Genomic DNA, 16778 nt, shown 5'->3' with positions numbered 1-16778 from the left:
GCCCGCCGCGTTAATTGAGTGTACTTGTCTTGATCGTGTCACCTTCAAGCCAAAGATGAACCGCGCGCCCGCGAAGCTGTGGCTCAATGTCTTCGGCGGTCTTGTAAAGACCGTCGATCGCGAGGAGCTCCGCTTCCAGCTTGCTGCAGAAAATGCGCGCTTCGGCATTGCCCATAGAGCCAGCCATCGCCCTTCCGCGGAGCGCGCCGTAAACATGAATGGAGCCTCCGGCGATGATCTCCGCACCGGATGCAACAGAGGCGACAATGGTGATGTCTCCCTCCGGGAAGATTATCGACTGGCCAGAGCGCACCGGCTGATCGATGATCAGTGAGGGCACCGGCCTGATGGGCTGCGGCTCCGCCTGGACGGCAGGCACAGGTTCCGCTTCCGGCTTCTCAATCGCCGGTTCCGGGACGGGTGCTTCGAAATCTGGAGCGGGCTGGCCGCCGGACATAGCGGGCGGCATATCCGGTCCAAGCAAAGAGGCCCTTGCTCCTTCAATGCCGATGACGCGCACGTTCCGAAGGGCTAGCTCGTCGATGAACGCCTTCAGCTCGTGCCTGCTGACTTCCAAGCCTTCGACATCGAGGACGATGGGCCGGCGCAGGAAGAAGCCGGCCGAGCGATTTGCCAGATCGTCGAGCCGCATCAGCCAGTCACCCAAAGGAAGCTCCGGTGTCAGCACGAGCGCAAGAAAGGAACGGCCTTTGAGACGGATTGGACGGCTGGTGGTTAGCACTTTGGTCATCTTCGTTAATTTTTGGTTGCTCAAGGGTTATGCGAACCATGGTTAATGCATGGTTAATCTCCGGGATAGAAGCGAGGAAATGACAGAATATTAAATCCACCGTTTGATGCGGCATGAGGGCCAGGCGGGCCAATCAAACCCCTCAAGGACCATCGACGGGCGCAAGGAGCGCCTTCAGAATAGAGGAACAGCTTTGTGGAGCGTGCAGGACCGGGCCTGATTTTGGTGCTTTCCTGCAATCCGGAGAACGCGGCGACCGATTGCATCCGCCAATATTTTACTGCTTTGGCTAACTTCTTGAATGCTTGCATCAAGCCAGAGGAAAGCGAGATCGCGCTTCGTCAAAGCTTATGGCCGGCTCATCAGATGCTGCGGCCGCCATCCACTTCCAGAGCGATGCCCGTGACGAATTCTGCCTCGTCGGAGACGAGCCATAGCGCCGCATTGGCAATATCCTCCGGCGTGGAAAGGCGCCCAAGCGGAATGGACGCGCGGAACTGGGCGCGCCTCTCAGGCGTGTCTTCGCCCATGAACTGGGCGAGCATTCCAGTTTCTCCGGCGACGGGGCAGAGGCAGTTGACACGAATTTTCTTCGGAGCGAGTTCCACGGCCATCGATTTGGTGGCCGTGATCGCCCAACCCTTGGAGGCATTGTACCAGGTGAGCCCAGGGCGCGGCCGCAGCCCTGCCGTGGAGGCGGTTGTCAGGATCGAGCCTCCGCCCTGTTCTTCCATGATGGGCACCACGCCCAGAGCGGCATAATAGATCGCCTTCATGTTCACGGCGGCGATTAAATCGAAGGTTTCCTCATCAACCTTGAGCATGTCGGCGTTTCTGTGGGTGAAACCGGCATTGTTGACCATGATGTCGATGCGGCCAAATGCATTCATTGCCGTGGCTATCATGTCCTCGACGTCATCCTTCCGGGAAACGTCGGCGGGAACCGGCGTCGCTGCCGAGCCGATTTCCCGAGCAAGGTTTTCCGCGCCCTTGCGGTTGAGATCGGCGACGACCACCTTCGCTCCTTCTTCGGCAAAACGCTTGGCCATGCCGCGCCCGAAGCCGGAGGCCGCCCCCGTAATGATTGCTACCTTGTCCTTGAGCCGCAATTACGGATTTCCTTCTGAAAGTTGGTGAAAATGGAAGGCAAGGCTTTTCTCTGCGGCAGCCTAGCCGTGATTGAATACAACGGTCTTGGTGGTCGACATTCCCAAAAGTGCCTCAAATCCCTTCTCCCGGCCGTGCCCGGATTTCCGAAAGCCGCCAAAGGGCAACTCGATCCCGCCCCCGGCGCCATAGCCGTTCACGAAGACCTGGCCTGCGCGAACACGTTTGGCGAGGCGGTGCTGGCGTGCCCCGTCACGCGTCCATATACCCGCAACAAGCCCGTACTCCGTTCCATTGGCAAGGCTGATGGCTTCCGCCTCGTCCTCGAATGGAAATAGGCAAAGCACCGGACCGAATACCTCCTCCTGCGCCAGCATCGATGCTGCGTCGACAGGGCCGAAAAGCACGGGCGCATGGTAGAATCCCGCCGCTGGCGCATCGGCATCGACACGCCCGCGCGCAAGCACTGGCGTTCCCTTCTCTTCCGCGTCGTGGACGAAGCCCTCAACCCGCGATCTTTGCCGGGGATTGATGAGGGCACCCAGATCAAGATCCGCATAGTGCGGGCCGGCACTGATCTCGGAGAAGCGCTTCGCTAGCGCAGCCGCCACCCTGTCATAGACCGGCCTTTGGATGAGAACGCGGCTACCTGCCGAGCAGGTCTGCCCGCCGTTCTGGATTATGGCGCTGACGAGCACAGGAAGCGCCGCGTCGATATCGGCATCGGCAAAAACGATCTGTGGCGATTTGCCGCCAAGCTCCATAGTTACGCCGCGATTGTTGAGGGCAGCAGCCTGCTGGATGGCCGTGCCAGTAGCCGGCGAGCCGGTAAAGGTGATGTAATCGACCATCGGGTGCGCCGCGAGCGCTGCCCCTGCCTCGCTCCCGTAGCCCGTAACCACATTGAAAGTGCCAGGGGGAAAGCCGGCCTCTAGGGCAAGTTCTGCCATGCGGATGGCCGTCAGTGAGGCATCCTCAGCGGGCTTTGCAACCAGCGTGTTCCCCATGGCAAGGGCCGCCCCCGCAACGCGGGCCAGGATCTGCAACGGGTAGTTCCATGGAATGATGCTCCCCACGACGCCATGCGGCTCGCGCAGAGTGAGTGCTGTGTAGCCTTCAAGGAAGGGGATCGTGTCGCCATGCACTTTGTCGGCCGCACCACCATAGAACTCGAAATAGCGCATGGTCGCTGCAACATCTGCCTTGCCCTGTCGGACAGGCTTGCCAGTATCGCGCGATTCTAGTGCCGCCAGTTCCTCGGCATTCTCCGCCACAAGCTGGCCCAGGCGTGTAATCAGACGCCCGCGCTCCACCGCCGGCATGCGGCTCCATGGCCCATCATTGAAGGCGCGGCGAGCGGCTTGAACGGCGCTGTCTACGTCGGCCTCGCCAGAAGCGGGAAAGGAAGCAAAGACGCGCCCATCCGACGGGCAAACCACCTCCACCCGGTTACCCGAAAGTGAATCGAGGCTCTTGCCGTCGATCACCTGCATGAATGCGCGGCCTTCAGCAACTGAACTGGAGAGATGGCTGCTACCCATGCGTTCCACCTTTTTGCGCATCCTTTCCCTGCGGTACCTCGCCTCCGCCGCTTGTAATGTAGAGCGACAACCCTATCCTGCGTTGAAGGCCAGGAAAAGCCGTTCAATCTGTCTCATGTATGTTTGCCACTTATTCGGCTACTGGCTTTATTAAATCGATTAGAGTAAACGCAGCGGCCATATCGTATAATCCGGAACTGAGTCAAAATGACGAGCCAGACGATTCCTGTCGAGCCTTTCGACCTTGTGGTCTTCGGAGCAACCGGCGACCTCGCCGAGCGCAAGCTTCTGCCGGCCCTTTATCAGCGCCAGCGCGCCGGGCAGTTCAGTGAATCAACGAGGATCATCGGTTCCTCCCGCTCCGAGTTGAGCGACGAGCAGTACCGCGCATTCGTCAACGAGGCGATCGAAACGCATGTCGCAGCCAGCGAGATCGATGCAGGCGAGCTCAAGCGCTTCCTGCAGCGCCTTTTCTACGTTTCCGCCGACGCTACGTCAGGCCGCGGTTTCGAAGACCTCAAGGCGGTCATCGGCGACAGCCCAAACGTGCGGGCCTTCTACCTTGCGGTGGCGCCTTCCCTTTTTGGCGAGATCGTCAACAGGATAGACAACCACGGCCTAGCGGCGCCGACATCGCGCGTCATCGTAGAAAAGCCCATCGGCCGCAGCTTGGAAACAGCGCATGAAGTGAACGCGGTCATTGGCCGGGTCTTCGACGAAGCACGCATATTCCGCATTGATCATTATCTCGGCAAGGAGACGGTGCAGAACCTGATGGCACTGCGTTTTGCTAACGCACTGTATGAGCCGTTGTGGAACTCGGCGCATGTGGACCATGTGCAGATCACCGTGGCCGAATCGATGGGTGTCGAAGGCCGTGCCGACTACTACGACAAGGCAGGCGCGCTGCGGGACATGGTACAGAATCATATGTTGCAGCTTCTCTGCCTGGTGGCGATGGAGGCTCCCTCTTCGTTGGATGCGGATACCGTGCGTGACGAGAAGCTGAAAGTGCTTCGCGCATTGAAGCCCATCGACTCCAGCAACGCCGACCGTATGACCGTGCGCGGCCAGTACCGCGCCGGCGCGTCAAATGGGGGTGCGGTGAAGGGGTATCTGGACGAGCTTCCCAGCGGTGTGAGCAACACCGAGACATTCGTCGCGATCAAGGCGGAGATTGCCAACTGGCGATGGGCGGGCGTGCCCTTCTATCTTCGGACCGGCAAGCGCCTTGCAAGCCGCGTTTCGGAAATCGTCATCGAATTCAAGCCGATCCCGCATTCGATATTCGGGGAGCAGGCGGGGCATGTCTATGCCAACCAGCTTGTGATCCGTCTTCAGCCCGACGAGGGGGTGAAGCAGTGGCTCATGATAAAGGACCCCGGCCCCGGAGGCATGCGGTTAAGGCACGTTCCGCTGGATATGAGCTTTGCCGAGTCCTTCAACGTGCGCAATCCCGATGCCTATGAGCGGCTGATCATGGATGTTATCCGCGGCAACCAGACGCTGTTCATGCGCCGTGACGAGGTAGAGGCCGCCTGGCGTTGGATCGACCCGATTCTTGCGGCCTGGGAAGAAAGGGGCCTGGCTCCACAAGGCTACACAGCCGGAACCTGGGGTCCTTCGGCGTCGATTGCGTTGATCGAGCGCGACGGGCGCACATGGCATGAGAGCGTGTGATGGGAAAGACAGTTTGGCATAAGTTTGAATCCGCACAGGAGCTTGCGGAAACCCTTGCATCGGACGTTGCCGAGCGGCTGGCTTCGTCGATCGCGGAGCGCGGAACCGCGGTTCTGGCGGTTTCCGGCGGCAGTACGCCTCCCCCCTTCTTCCGCGCGCTTTCGCATAAGCAAATCGACTGGCGGCGCGTGATCATCACGCTCGTGGACGAGCGTTTCGTACCAGCATCCTCGGAACGCTCAAACGCCCGCCTGGTATACACCCATCTGCTGAAGGACAAGGCGGCGCAAGCCAGGTTCGTTGGACTTTATCATGAGTTCCAAAGCGTCGAGGAGGCAGCCGAGGAGGCCGATCAGGCTTATGCGACGCTGCCCTTGCCGCTGGATGTGGTAATTCTGGGGATGGGAACGGACGGGCATACGGCGTCCTTCTTTCCGGATGCTGATGGGTTTTCAGCTCTGCTGGATCCAGAAGGAGTACGGCACGTGCTGCCGGTTCATGCGGTGAGTGCGCAGGAGCCACGCCTGACACTCTCCCTGGCGGTCCTGCGGCAGGCGCGCTTTCTTGCGCTGCATATCGAGGGCACGGAGAAACTGGAGGTCCTCAGGAGCGCGCTGGAGGAAGAAGGCACTGCCCGCTTGCCCATTCGCCACGTTGCAGATGAGGCGCTTGGGCCCCTGCGCATCTACTGGGCTCCCCCCCGTAAGCAAGGGAGCAGGACACCGCCAAGTCAAATTCGACCGGAGCCGCCTAATGATTCCGATAGCGGCGACGAGGAAGGCTTTTGATGATGACTGCAAGAAGAGAGATAGAATCTGTCACGAACCGTATCCGCGAACGTTCGCTGGCGACGCGAGAGGCATATCTGGCCCGAGTGGAAGATGCGGCGGCCAAGGGGGTTTATCGCAGCACCCTTTCCTGCGGCAACCTCGCCCATGGCTTTGCCGCTTGCAGCCCGCGCGACAAGGCCGCGCTCTCCGGAGACACCATACCGAATCTGGGCATCATCACCGCCTATAACGATATGCTCTCGGCGCATCAGCCATACGAGACCTTTCCGCGGCTGATCAAGGAGGCGGCGGAGGAAGCTGGCGGCGTGGCGCAGGTCGCCGGCGGGGTTCCCGCCATGTGCGACGGCGTAACGCAGGGACAGGCGGGCATGCAGCTATCGCTTTTCTCGCGCGACGTGATTGCTCTGGCCACTGCCGTGGGTCTTTCGCACAACATGTTCGATGCCGCCGTCTATCTCGGCATTTGTGACAAGATCGTACCTGGTCTTGCCATCGCGGCCCTTACCTTTGGCCATCTGCCGGCGGTCTTTATTCCTGCCGGACCGATGACAAGCGGTCTGCCCAATGACGAGAAAGCGCGGGTGCGCCAGCTATATGCAGAGGGTAAGGTAGGCCGGGACGCGTTGCTCGACGCGGAGTCGAAATCCTACCACGGCCCCGGCACCTGCACCTTCTACGGTACGGCCAATTCCAATCAGATGCTGATGGAGATCATGGGGCTGCACACGCCCGGCTCGTCCTTTGTCAATCCGAACACGCCGCTGCGTGACGCGCTCACGAGGGAAGCGGCGCAACGCGCGCTCGCCATTACCGCGCTCGGTAACGAATATACGCCGGTAGGTCGCATGATCGACGAACGATCCATCGTCAATGGCGTGGTGGGGCTGAATGCAACCGGCGGCTCCACCAACCACACCATGCATCTGGTAGCCATGGCAGCGGCGGCAGGCATCAAGCTGACATGGGCCGACATCGCGGAAATTTCCGAACATGTGCCGCTGATCGCGCGGGTCTACCCTAACGGGCTTGCCGATGTGAACCATTTCCATGCGGCTGGCGGGATCGGGTTCCTTGTCCGCGAGCTGCTGGATGCCGGCCTTTTGCATGAGGACGTGCAAACAATCTGGGGGCAAGGCTTGCGGCGCTATGCGGTGGAGGCGAAGCTTGCAGCCGACGGCTCCGTAACGCGGGAAGACGCGCCCCCTGCAAGCGGTGACGAGAAAGTGCTGGTGCCGGTTGCAAAGGCTTTCCAGCCCGCCGGCGGCATCCGTCTGCTCAAGGGCAATCTCGGCCAGGCGATCATCAAGGTCTCGGCCGTCAGGCCGCAGCATCGGGTGGTGGAGGCGCCGGCGATTGTCTTCCACGCGCAGGACGAACTGCAAGCGGCATTCCAGGCAGGCGAGCTCGACCGCGACTTCATTGCCGTTCTGCGCTTCCAGGGCCCGAAGGCCAATGGCATGCCGGAACTGCACAAGCTCACCCCGGTGCTCGGCGTGCTACAGGACAGGGGCCATCGCGTGGCGCTCGTAACCGACGGGCGGATGTCCGGTGCCTCCGGCAAGGTGCCCGCCGCGATCCACGTCACCCCCGAGGCAGCCGATGGTGGAAACATCGCCCGGATTGAGAATGGGGACAGGCTCAGGCTGGACGCCGAAGCCGGCACGCTGGAAATATTGGTTGCGGCGGACGAGCTTGCTCGACGGCAGCCGGCGGCAGGAAATCTTTCAAGCGAGCATTTCGGCGTGGGGCGCGAACTTTTTGCAGGCTTCCGCCAGCTCGTCTCGCGCGCAGACCAGGGGGCGGCAGTGTTCTGACCTGCCCGGCGCGCACCTACCCTGCCTATCTCGGCACAGCGAAATAGATATGCCTCTTGCCGCCCTTCAGTGGCCGGTCCGCCCTGATCTCGAAATGCAGATCCATCAGAAGGCGGAAGGTTTCGGGAGTGTAGTCCCAATACTGGTCCTCGCGATTTGCCAGCAGCGTCTGAACCATCTCGTCCTCCCGCCCCACAAACTCGATCACAACGGATGTTCCGAGTTTGGCCAACCAGCCGATGAACTCGGCAAGCGGGATGTTCGCGCTGATGACCATATGGTGGATGAGCGCCAAGCAGAGGGTAAGATCGGGCTTCCCGCGTTCCGCAAGCCCTTTGCGCTCCGAGCCGCCCCAGCCTTGGTTCGGCGAGGCGTCCGCGAGATTGACGACAAGCGGAAGGATGTTGTTGCGCGCACCCTCTTGATCCCTTTCGCGCCGGTAGAGGCGTTCGATGGCCATCCAGTCCCCATCCATAGCCACGACATAATCCGCCTGCTCCGCCACGATGCGAGAGAACGTGCCGGTGTTACACCCGAGATCCCAGGCAAGCCGCCAGCGCCGCGTTGAAGCCGCTTCACGAACAAAGTCTGCCTTGGCAGCAAGCTCCGCTTCGTCATAGGAATGAGTGCGGTCGTAGTCGGCCCAAACCGTTTTTGTCTTGGCGGGGTCCAGCTTGGCTACGAGACGCGTGAGTTTGTCGACATTGCGCTCGATGAGCTTTTTGTCGAAACCTGCCTGGGCAAGAGCCCCGCGCACATCCTGCTTTCCCCGCGAATAACGTTTCTGCAACGCCGCTTGTGCGGCGACATGCAACAGCACGCCCGGTCGAAGAAGGTCATGTGCCGACATCAGCGCCCGCATCTCCTCGGCCGGAATGCCGTCGAGCCGCCCGCGCAGCCACGGCCGGTAATCCGCCCCCTTATATGCCCGCAACATAAGCGGATAGAGGAACATCTCGCAGAACTGCCGGTAGCCGACCCAGGGGTCCCCCCTGCCAAGCGGCTCGAAGGAGGGCAAGTCTATGAAGGTTGGCGATACCCCGTTCCACTGGATGTTGTATGCAGAGGAATCCTTCAGGATCATGTCTGCGGCAAGCGCTCCCCTCATCAGCTCCAGATGCAGCAGCGCTGCGTCCTTCAGCATGCTAAAGGACCACTCATAGGGATACGAGACAAAGGGAAGGCGGGCATGCTCCAGCACTCCCGCCCACGTCCCTAGCGTAATGCCTTCGTTCTGCGGGTCGGCGAGCCGCGTTTCGATAACCTTCCCGGCTTCGCAAAGGCTTCTGAAAAAGGGGGCGGCTTCAAGGCGCTGCCAGTTCGCAAGCGCCCGGCGACTCAGGAAGCGGAAAACACGCCCGTCGCGATAGAAGACAGTGCCGTTCCGGTCGCGGTAGGAAGCGGGCTCCCGTTCCAGCCAATCAGCGCTTGGCAGACCGGCAGTGCTGCCCGGAACTGCTGCCGACTCCACTTCCAGCGCCCGGAGCTCGTTCACCTGTCAGCCCGCGCTGACGCGTCCTCCGCCTCTTCGCTTTGCGCGACCGCGCGACGTACGCCTATCGCTGTTAGGAATTTGTGCCAGTAAAGCTTGCCTGCAATCGCAAGGCCAGCCAGCCCGCCCAGCAGTACTTGCAAAATCATGCTGCCAGTACCCGCATCGAGATAGGCATGGGCGCCGGTTGTCGAAATCCCTACGAACAACAGAGACATCATTAGTGGAAAAACGCCGGCTACGAGTCTCGGAAGCATCAGAACCGCCTTTCCTGCTGGTTAACGGGAGCATTCCCGCGGCAACTTCAACGTACCCGTGTGCCAGACGTTCCTTGTTCCTTTAAAAAAACGTCACAAAGCTCAACTGCCGAGGTTGAACTTCTTGCCCTGCGGCTCGTTCCCGTCTTCACAAAATTGGAGCGTTGGAGGGTGCACCGTGACTGACGGATCAAGGGGAAAAGCGGGTGTGGAATTGCCGGACGGGCAAACCCGGAAAAGCTCCGATCGTTTCTGGCCGTTTCACCCTTTTCTCTTCGCCATCGCCTCGGTGATGATCATGATGGCGAGGAACCTGAATCATACCAGCTTCGCCGACATCGCCCCCTCGCTCGCGGGCGTCCTGATCTTTGCGCTGGCAGCCTATCTTGCGGTGGCGGCGCTGCGGCGCCGTTTCGACGCGCTGACGGCCATAATCGCCAGCATCTGGATCATAGGATGCCTTTTCTTTGCCGGTCTCTTTGGATGGCTGAACGGTTGGGTGGATGGCGGCTATGCGATGGTACCGTCGCTCCCTTTCGCGCTGGCAATCCTCGCTGCGCTCACCGTTCTTGCTATAGTCCTGCGACGGGCTGCGGGGCCGATTCACACAGTGCTCAACGTCATTGCCGCCGTACTGCTGATCAACCCGCTCTGGCAGGTCATTTCCTATGAATGGGAGCATGGCGCGGCGCGGGCCATCTATGATCCTGGCCGAGCAATGGCGGAGATAGAGCCCTATCTGGGTTCAGCAGGGTCCTCGTCCGATACCTCGCGACCTCCAGACGTCTATCATTTCATCTTCGACCGTTATGCCTCCGAAGAAGTACTTGAAGATTACTACGGGCTCGACAACAGCGCCATCGGGCGTTTTCTCGATGAACGAGGATTTTACGTCGCCCGGAACAGCCACTCCAATTACCAAAAGACCGGCCATTCCCTGGCCTCGACCTTCTACATGGATTATCTGGACATCCTTGGCGACGACCCGCGTGCAAAGAACGGAAACTGGCACCCCATCTACAAGATGCTGGACGACCATCGCGCCGCACGCGTGATGAAGTCACGAGGCTACGACTTCATCCAGTTCGGCTCCTGGTGGGTCGGCACCTATGACAATTCAATCGCCGACGAGAACCATCCTCACGGCTTCAACGAGTTCGAGATGATCTATCTGCGCCGCACGATCCTGCGCCCGCTTTTTCATGCACTGCCCGACACGGCCTTCACCATGCGGCTTAACTGGGACAACGCGCAATGCCAACGTGTGGGCGCTCAGGTAGATAAGATCAAGGCCATTGGCCAGCGCGACAAGCCTGCCTATGTCTTCGCTCATTTTCTGGTGCCGCACGGACCTTATCCCTTTACGCCCGACGGCGGCTGCCTGACACAGAAGCAATCGGCAGAACGCGGCTCAGAAAAAGGCTATATTGACCAGATTGCCTACGCCAACCGAATTATCGAAGAACTCGTCACAACGCTTCAGGAAAGGAAGGGGCCGCCTCCGATCATCATCATCCAGGCGGATGAAGGTCCGTTTCCAGAGAGGGACGGCAGTGTTCCCTGGAACGAGGCGCCCGGCGAAGAGCTGCGCATCAAGACGGGCATCATCAATGCCTATTACTTCCCCGGGAAGGATTATGCCGCCCTCACCCCGGACATCACGCCGGTAAATAGCTATCGGGTGCTGTTCAATACCTATCTGGGAACCAGCTTTCCGATATTGCCGAACCGCATCTTCTTCTTCCCATTCGATTCCAACCTGTACGAATTTCACGACATGACAGAGAAGGTCCGCGGCCCGGCTGTCGCCCGCCGCATGCCCGAAAGGGGTTCGCAGATGATGGAATCAGCTCCTTGAAATCCTAGTCAGAAGCACGCATCACACGGCGGGCGGCTCGCGTCCTGCTGCCCTGTAAGCCGCTGCCAGCGTGTTCGACATCAGCATGGCGATGGTCATCGGACCAACCCCGCCGGGCACGGGCGTGATCGCGCCAGCGACCGCTTCGGCTTCGGCAAAAGCGACGTCGCCTGCCAGCCGCGTCTTTCCTTCGCCCTTTTCCGGCGCTGGAATGCGGTTGATGCCGACGTCGATAACGGTTGCTCCCGGCTTAAGCCAGCTTCCCTTAACCATCTCTGCCCGTCCCACTGCGGCAACGAGTATGTCCGCCTGCCGCACGACTGCAGCCAGGTCAGCCGTGCGGCTATGGGCGATGGTGACGGTGGCATTGGCGGCAAGCAGAAGATTGGCCATCGGCTTGCCCACGATGTTGGAACGCCCGATAACGACTGCGGAAAGGCCGGAGAGATCCTTCCCGTGTATGCGCTCGATCAGCAGCATGGCCCCGGCGGGGGTGCAGGGAACGAACGCCGAGCCGGTCGCCCCGGTGACGAGCCGGCCGACATTGAGATAGTGGAATCCGTCAACATCCTTTTCTGGCGCGATGGACTGGACGACGCTGTCGGCGTCGATGTGATCCGGCAGCGGAAGCTGGACAAGAATACCATGGATTGACGGATCGCGGTTGAGCCCTTCGACCAATGCGACCAGCTCTTCCTGCTTCGTGTTCGCCGGCAGCGAGTGCTGCACCGAATGGAACCCGCACTCCTTAGCCTTCCGCGACTTGGAGGCGACATAGACCTGGCTTGCCGGATCTTCCCCGACAATGACCACCGCAAGCCCCGGCACGATGCCATCGGCGGCGAGTTCACCGGCCAGGCGGGTGACTCCCGCGACGATCTGCTCTGCGATCTTTCGGCCGTCGATGATCTCCGCCATGGCAAACCTCGCCTGTTGAATCAAGTACCCTCGCCATATGCGGCAACAGGCGCCAGCGCAATGCCGCCGTTGCGTCTTCTTCCGCCATATTCAGTCAAATGAGGCCCAGCGGCGGCGGGACCGGTCTTTCGCAAGCGCATCAATCTCCTGTCGAACGGAGCGAAGATCCTTGCGTATCATCTCCAGAGAGGAAGAAAGCACACCCATCTCCGTCTGAGACCGATTGAGCTGCTGCCCTCTATCCGTGCGGGTTGAAGAGTTGCGATTCAAGCGGCTGCTGCTGCCTGCGGCCGGCAGGGAATGAACCTCGCCATGGGGCTGTCCGTGCCGTTCCTTGCGCCTGTTCATGGCGATCAAATCTTGCCGGCGCGTTCCGGGTGAAGGCGGCTTTGGCGCGGGCGGAGACTTGCGCGTGTTCTCACGCAGGCTTGCCCAGGCGCCACGAGCAGCGCCGATGGAGATCCCGGATAGCAGGCCCAAGATAGCGCCCGCTATCGCAATGGAGGCGCGGCTTGGCCCGGAAGGCAGGAGCGGCGGATAAGCCTCGGAAATTACCGTTGCGTTGGCCGTGTTCATGGTCTGCTGCTCTCCAGTGTCGCGGGCGCGCACCAGGAAAGCTTCGTAGACCGCCCTGCGTGCCGCAGCCTCGCGCTCCAGTTCGCGCAGCGTGACCTGCTGGCTCTCAAGCTCCCCCTTCTCCAGCTTGAGGCGGGCCAGGCGGGAGGCCAGTTCCTGTTCAAGCTGGACCGCGCGCTGCAGTTCAACCTGTATGGATGCGGAAACGCGCCGGAGTTCGTCCGCCATGGCCTGGCGTACCCCGGAAAGCTCTGCCTGTGCCGCCTGATAGTCGGGATGGCGGGGGCCAAGACGGGTGGCGCCACGATCCGCCTCTCGCCTCAGGCCGGCATACTGGGCCAGAAGCTCCGTCATTACGGGCGAGGATACCTGCTCCGGTAGCGTGCCGCCCAGAATGTCGTCCACGTTGATTTGCCGCGCCGAGGCGGCGCGGGCGTTCAGCTCTGCGGTGCGCGCTCGGGCAGTAGCAAGCTGATCGTTCAGCCTGACCATCTCATCATCGGTAATTAGGCGCCCCTGAGCATCGACAATTCCGTGCTCCGCCTTGAAGTCAGCCACTGCCCGCTCTGCCGCTTCGACCTCCGCCCGCAATTCGTCCAGGCGCTGGGTTAGTTCCGTGGCGGCTTGGTTCGCGGTGCGCTGCAGAATGGTGCCCGCCTGCGCAAGGTAGACTTCGGCCGTTGTGTTGGCGATCAGCGCCGACCTCTCGGCGTCCTCTGTGCTGGCGCCGAGGTGAATGATGAAGGTCCGCTCGTTGCGCGACACATTCAGCTTCTTGGCCAGATTCTGGACGGCCAATGCGTGGCGTGTCTCCTCGCTGGCGGAACCGCCCCCTAAGGAGAAAAGCGCCCGCGGACTAAGAAGCATTCCAAGAATACTGCCGCCCTGTCCGTTAAATTCCGGGTTTTGTGCGAGATTGAGTTTCTGCACGACGCGGTTGAGCACCGGCCCCGAGGTGATGATGCTCACCTGGTTTTCAATCAACGCAAGAGTGGCGTCCGAAGGCAGGTTGCCGCTGGTCAGGTCTCGGTCGGAAAGCTGCAGGCTGCGAGGGTCGAAGAGGATGTCCGTTGCCGCATAATAATGCTTCGGTGTGGCCAGAGCAACCAGAACGCCCGCCAAAGCTCCAAGCACGGTGGTGGCGGCGATGAGCCGCCGCGCCGCCAATATGCCGTTGATGACCCGCACCGGATTGATAAGAGGCTGCCAATAGGGGTTTGCATCAATCCGCGCAGGTTCGGAGGGCAATGGTTGCCGAAACTCCTCCTTGTGGCGCCGTAGCGGCTTGCCGTTTGGAGTTGCACTTGTTTGGTCGGCGATCGCCCTTTCGCCCGCCGTTGCATCCCCGCGGGCATCCTCCCGATGAGAGGATAGGCGCCGTTTGAGCCGCGAGAATAGCGGAATCGGGGCTGAGGATGAGCGAGTATCTGAAGGATTCGATGCTTCGCTTGTTACAGCAAGCTGCGCTGGGGGATTGTGTTCCGGCCGCTTTTTCAAAAGAGAGGTCTCGCGGTCAGCATCACCTTTACTATCCACTAAAGACAAAAGGGACCGGTTTTTCCAATCCTTCGAAGGAGGTTCGAACATCGCTTGCAACCGCTGCACCGGCCCGCGGGAAGCCGCGCACCATTATTGTCCTAGACTAAAGAAAATAAGGGTAACAAAGGGTTAAGGCGAGCAAATACTGCGCGAAGAACCGCAGGTTAAGCTTTCCCTGCCAGAAAGCATCACCACGCTGCGCGTTCATCGGGACGAACTGAGGCGGATGAAATCTGGGGTATCGGGGCAAGGCAACCGATCGTGTTAGGCGGCAGGACCGTAGGCTGAGGGGAAAAGGGCAATCTCACTAACGGCACTCATCGGCGAGAAGCAGGAAATTCTGCGCGACTACCTGGCGGCCGTCAGCGGTTCGGCGGGCAGGCTCGTCTTTTCCCTTCTTTATTTCGTGGTTCTGGCCAATGCTCTGCCGATAGCCGATTTCGGCCTGTTCGCAACAGCCTCGGCTGCCGGCGTGATGCTGTCACGGATCCTGGCCTTCGGTTTCATAGCGCCGCTTTATCGCGTCGCAACGGTGAAACCGCTTCTCATCGGCACCTATACGGCTGGGTCCCTGCTGGCGGCGGTCATTTCCCTGCCCATCCTGGCGCTCGCAAGCTTTGCCGTCTATCACCTCTTCTTCAAGGCCGAGATGGCATGGGGCGCTTTCGCTCTTGTGGTCGCGGCAGAGGCGCTGTTGTGGCGGCCAGCAGAGGCCGTCATTATCGTCAACAACGGCCTTAACCGCTTTGGTCATGGCGCTTTCCTCGTCATCCTCGGCACTGCCATCCGTGCCCTTGCAGCAGCGCTTTTCGCTTCGCTGGCTGTGCGCGACCTCTTGACCTGGACCTTGTTTTACCTGGCGGCCAATGCGCTGTCGCTCGGCATCGCGGTCATTTTCTTCTACCCCCGCTCGCGGCTGCGGTTAAAGCCAAAGCTCTACGTGAGACGCTTGGCCGACGCAGTCTATGTTGCCAGCGCCGAAGTGCTCTTCTATCTCCAGATGGAGCTCGACAAGCTTTTGGTACTGGCACTCGGCGGGGCCAAACTGGCAGGTATCTACGCCATCATCATGCGCCTCGTGGACCTGACGGCCATCCCCGTCCGAACCTTCTCCATGCTCCTTGTGCAAAAGATGATGCGCAGCCCCGACCTGCTTGCCCGGCTCATGCGGCGGCTTGGCGTCGAGGTAGGGATTTTTGCGGTGTCAACGCTGGCGATTCTGGCCCTGGCGATTCTCCTGCGCTTCTTCCCCACGCTGCTGGGAACCAATGTTGCCGAGGCGGCGCCGCTCGTTCTTCTTGCGCTTTTTGTGCCGGGCCTGCGCAATATCGTTGAGTATCATGCCGAACTTCTGTTCGCGCGCGGTCAAACCTTCATCCGTGCCGTCAACCTGCTGCTATTGGCTGGCGCCAAGGCTGTGCTGCTTTCCCACGTTCTGCAAGCGTATGGCGCAGCGGAGGACATCGTTTTGCGGCTCAATGGAGTGTTTGCGGGCCTTTACCTGATTTCGCTGATGCTGACCTACAGCGCCCTCGGCATGCCTGCCAGGAGGGTCTAGCCCAGCAGGCGGCGCAGTGGCTCAAGGTCCGTGCCGGTGAATGATTGGACACCGATGGCAACCTGTTCCGGCTGCATCGAGGCGATAAGGTCACGCAATCCCCGCTCATCCAGGCCAGGGCCGGACCAGTAGATGCGGCAGAATTGGGACGCATCGTGGAAATGACCGTATCCGGCCAGCACCTCGTCCACATAGCGGCCATAAAGCATGCATTCGGAGAATCGCCGCCGCGCGGCGACGGTTTCCACCCAGTGGCGGTCATGGCAAGATTCGATGTGGCGGATCATCGAAACGACCGTCTCGCGCCGCCAGGCAATGACGGTGGAGACGTAGTCCCTTGGCATGGTCGGCGAGGTGGGCAGGCCCAGCGCACGACCGGCATTTGCCACCCACTCGGCATGATCGTCACCGGCCGGCAATCCATCGCGCCGGTAAAGCCGCAGCGCGCCGTCCCGCCAAAATGCGGAAAGGTCGAAAGGCTTGAGGAAGGCTACATCTGAATCGCAATATACCAGTGCCGCTTCCGGCACTTTTTCCGCGACCGCAATGCGGCGGAGCTGCTGTACATGCCAGCCGCGCAAAGGCGCGGTCCGCGTGCTCATCCAGATACGGCGGCGAAACAGGCTCAAAGGGTCCGGCAGGCTGTGGAGGAAGGAAGGCAGAAGATCGCGCTCGTCGACCACGACGCGGCGCGTACCTTCGAGGGCGCGGAAACGCCTGACATCGTTGCCTGCGACGAGAATATAGTGCTTGCTCGCGCCGGTGACGTAGCGGTCCACCGTCTCGCATAGAAGCTCGCAACGCTCGAAATCTTCCGCATAGCTGGGAGTGACAATGGCGGCGTTCTCTCCACTACCGGAGAAAGTTGAATCCCTCACCTGTGTCTTGATAGACAG

At 60.6% G+C, this 16778-nt stretch carries 13 protein-coding genes; 5 read left to right on the top strand and 8 right to left on the bottom strand.

Annotation, left to right across the window (positions count from 1 at the left end; translation table 11 throughout):
- Nucleotides 1-10: 10 nt before the first annotated feature.
- The 3 genes from minC to HUS57_RS16070 form a co-directional block, all read right to left on the bottom strand.
- Nucleotides 11-751 (bottom strand): septum site-determining protein MinC, encoded by a 741-nt coding sequence (gene minC, locus HUS57_RS16080; RefSeq protein WP_173934889.1) that lies wholly within the window; start codon nt 749-751, stop codon nt 11-13.
- Nucleotides 752-1113: 362 nt separating this feature from the next.
- On the bottom strand, nt 1114-1860 hold the full coding sequence (locus tag HUS57_RS16075; protein ID WP_173934888.1) for an SDR family oxidoreductase: 747 nt from the start codon (nt 1858-1860) through the stop codon (nt 1114-1116).
- Nucleotides 1861-1920: 60 nt separating this feature from the next.
- The gene (locus HUS57_RS16070; RefSeq protein WP_173934887.1) at nt 1921-3399 is read right to left on the bottom strand and encodes an aldehyde dehydrogenase family protein; all 1479 of its coding nucleotides are present in this window, start codon (nt 3397-3399) and stop codon (nt 1921-1923) included.
- Between the two features lie 207 nt (nt 3400-3606).
- Here HUS57_RS16070 and zwf point away from each other — a divergent pair, with 207 nt between their 5' ends.
- Genes zwf through edd form a run of 3 tightly spaced genes read left to right on the top strand, consistent with a single transcriptional unit; the run spans nt 3607 to nt 7684 of the window.
- On the top strand, nt 3607-5079 hold the full coding sequence (zwf, locus tag HUS57_RS16065) for a glucose-6-phosphate dehydrogenase (RefSeq protein ID WP_173934886.1): 1473 nt from the start codon (nt 3607-3609) through the stop codon (nt 5077-5079).
- Nucleotides 5079-5867: a 6-phosphogluconolactonase gene (gene pgl / locus HUS57_RS16060; RefSeq protein WP_173934885.1), complete on the top strand. Its 789-nt coding sequence runs from the start codon at nt 5079-5081 to the stop codon at nt 5865-5867. Before zwf ends, pgl begins: the two co-directional genes overlap by 1 nt.
- A 2-nt stretch (nt 5868-5869) precedes the next feature.
- A complete protein-coding gene (gene edd / locus HUS57_RS16055) occupies nt 5870-7684 on the top strand; it encodes a phosphogluconate dehydratase (protein WP_173935234.1) in 1815 nt (604 codons plus the stop codon).
- 25 nt (nt 7685-7709) lie between these two features.
- On the opposite strand, the gene HUS57_RS16050 is transcribed toward edd, so the two are convergent.
- Both HUS57_RS16050 and HUS57_RS16045 read right to left on the bottom strand, forming a co-directional pair.
- Complete coding sequence (locus tag HUS57_RS16050; protein ID WP_173934884.1) at nt 7710-9179, bottom strand: class I SAM-dependent methyltransferase; 1470 nt, start codon at nt 9177-9179, stop codon at nt 7710-7712.
- Nucleotides 9176-9433 carry a hypothetical protein gene (locus HUS57_RS16045; RefSeq protein WP_173933807.1) on the bottom strand — a complete coding sequence of 86 codons (258 nt, stop codon included), beginning with the start codon at nt 9431-9433 and terminating at the stop codon, nt 9176-9178. The genes HUS57_RS16050 and HUS57_RS16045 overlap by 4 nt, the downstream gene beginning before the upstream one ends.
- 178 nt (nt 9434-9611) lie before the next feature.
- On the opposite strand from HUS57_RS16045, the gene HUS57_RS16040 reads away from it, so the two are divergent.
- Nucleotides 9612-11291, top strand: coding sequence for a sulfatase-like hydrolase/transferase (locus HUS57_RS16040; protein ID WP_173934883.1), 1680 nt, complete (start codon nt 9612-9614; stop codon nt 11289-11291).
- Nucleotides 11292-11312: 21 nt separating this feature from the next.
- On the opposite strand, the gene folD is transcribed toward HUS57_RS16040, so the two are convergent.
- Nucleotides 11313-12209 (bottom strand): bifunctional methylenetetrahydrofolate dehydrogenase/methenyltetrahydrofolate cyclohydrolase FolD, encoded by an 897-nt coding sequence (gene folD, locus HUS57_RS16035; protein ID WP_173934882.1) that lies wholly within the window; start codon nt 12207-12209, stop codon nt 11313-11315.
- 90 nt (nt 12210-12299) lie between these two features.
- A complete protein-coding gene (locus tag HUS57_RS16030) occupies nt 12300-14033 on the bottom strand; it encodes a GumC family protein (protein ID WP_246727902.1) in 1734 nt (577 codons plus the stop codon).
- Between the two features lie 766 nt (nt 14034-14799).
- Here HUS57_RS16030 and HUS57_RS16025 point away from each other — a divergent pair.
- Nucleotides 14800-15882 carry a lipopolysaccharide biosynthesis protein gene (locus HUS57_RS16025; RefSeq protein WP_246727901.1) on the top strand — a complete coding sequence of 361 codons (1083 nt, stop codon included), beginning with the start codon at nt 14800-14802 and terminating at the stop codon, nt 15880-15882.
- On the opposite strand, the gene HUS57_RS16020 is transcribed toward HUS57_RS16025, so the two are convergent.
- Nucleotides 15879-16778, bottom strand: coding sequence for a DUF6492 family protein (locus tag HUS57_RS16020; protein ID WP_173935232.1), 900 nt, complete (start codon nt 16776-16778; stop codon nt 15879-15881). The genes HUS57_RS16025 and HUS57_RS16020 overlap by 4 nt on opposite strands.

Origin of the sequence: Chelativorans sp. Marseille-P2723 (assembly GCF_902809845.1) — a bacterium.
Taxonomy (GTDB): domain Bacteria; phylum Pseudomonadota; class Alphaproteobacteria; order Rhizobiales; family Rhizobiaceae; genus Chelativorans.
The sequence above is the reverse complement of the archived record's forward strand: the minus strand, read 5'-3'. Positions and strand labels throughout refer to the sequence as shown.

Bases quoted from the DNA above. Each gene is read 5' to 3' on its own strand.
- minC (WP_173934889.1), bottom strand. From the start codon at position 751: ATGACCAAAGTGCTAACCACCAGCCGTCCAATCCGTCTCAAAGGCCGT.
- HUS57_RS16070 (WP_173934887.1), bottom strand. From the start codon at position 3,399: ATGGGTAGCAGCCATCTCTCCAGTTCAGTTGCTGAAGGCCGCGCATTC.
- zwf (WP_173934886.1), top strand. From the start codon at position 3,607: ATGACGAGCCAGACGATTCCTGTCGAGCCTTTCGACCTTGTGGTCTTC.
- pgl (WP_173934885.1), top strand. From the start codon at position 5,079: ATGGGAAAGACAGTTTGGCATAAGTTTGAATCCGCACAGGAGCTTGCG.
- edd (WP_173935234.1), top strand. From the start codon at position 5,870: ATGACTGCAAGAAGAGAGATAGAATCTGTCACGAACCGTATCCGCGAA.
- HUS57_RS16045 (WP_173933807.1), bottom strand. From the start codon at position 9,433: ATGCTTCCGAGACTCGTAGCCGGCGTTTTTCCACTAATGATGTCTCTG.
- folD (WP_173934882.1), bottom strand. From the start codon at position 12,209: ATGGCGGAGATCATCGACGGCCGAAAGATCGCAGAGCAGATCGTCGCG.
- HUS57_RS16025 (WP_246727901.1), top strand. From the start codon at position 14,800: ATGCTGTCACGGATCCTGGCCTTCGGTTTCATAGCGCCGCTTTATCGC.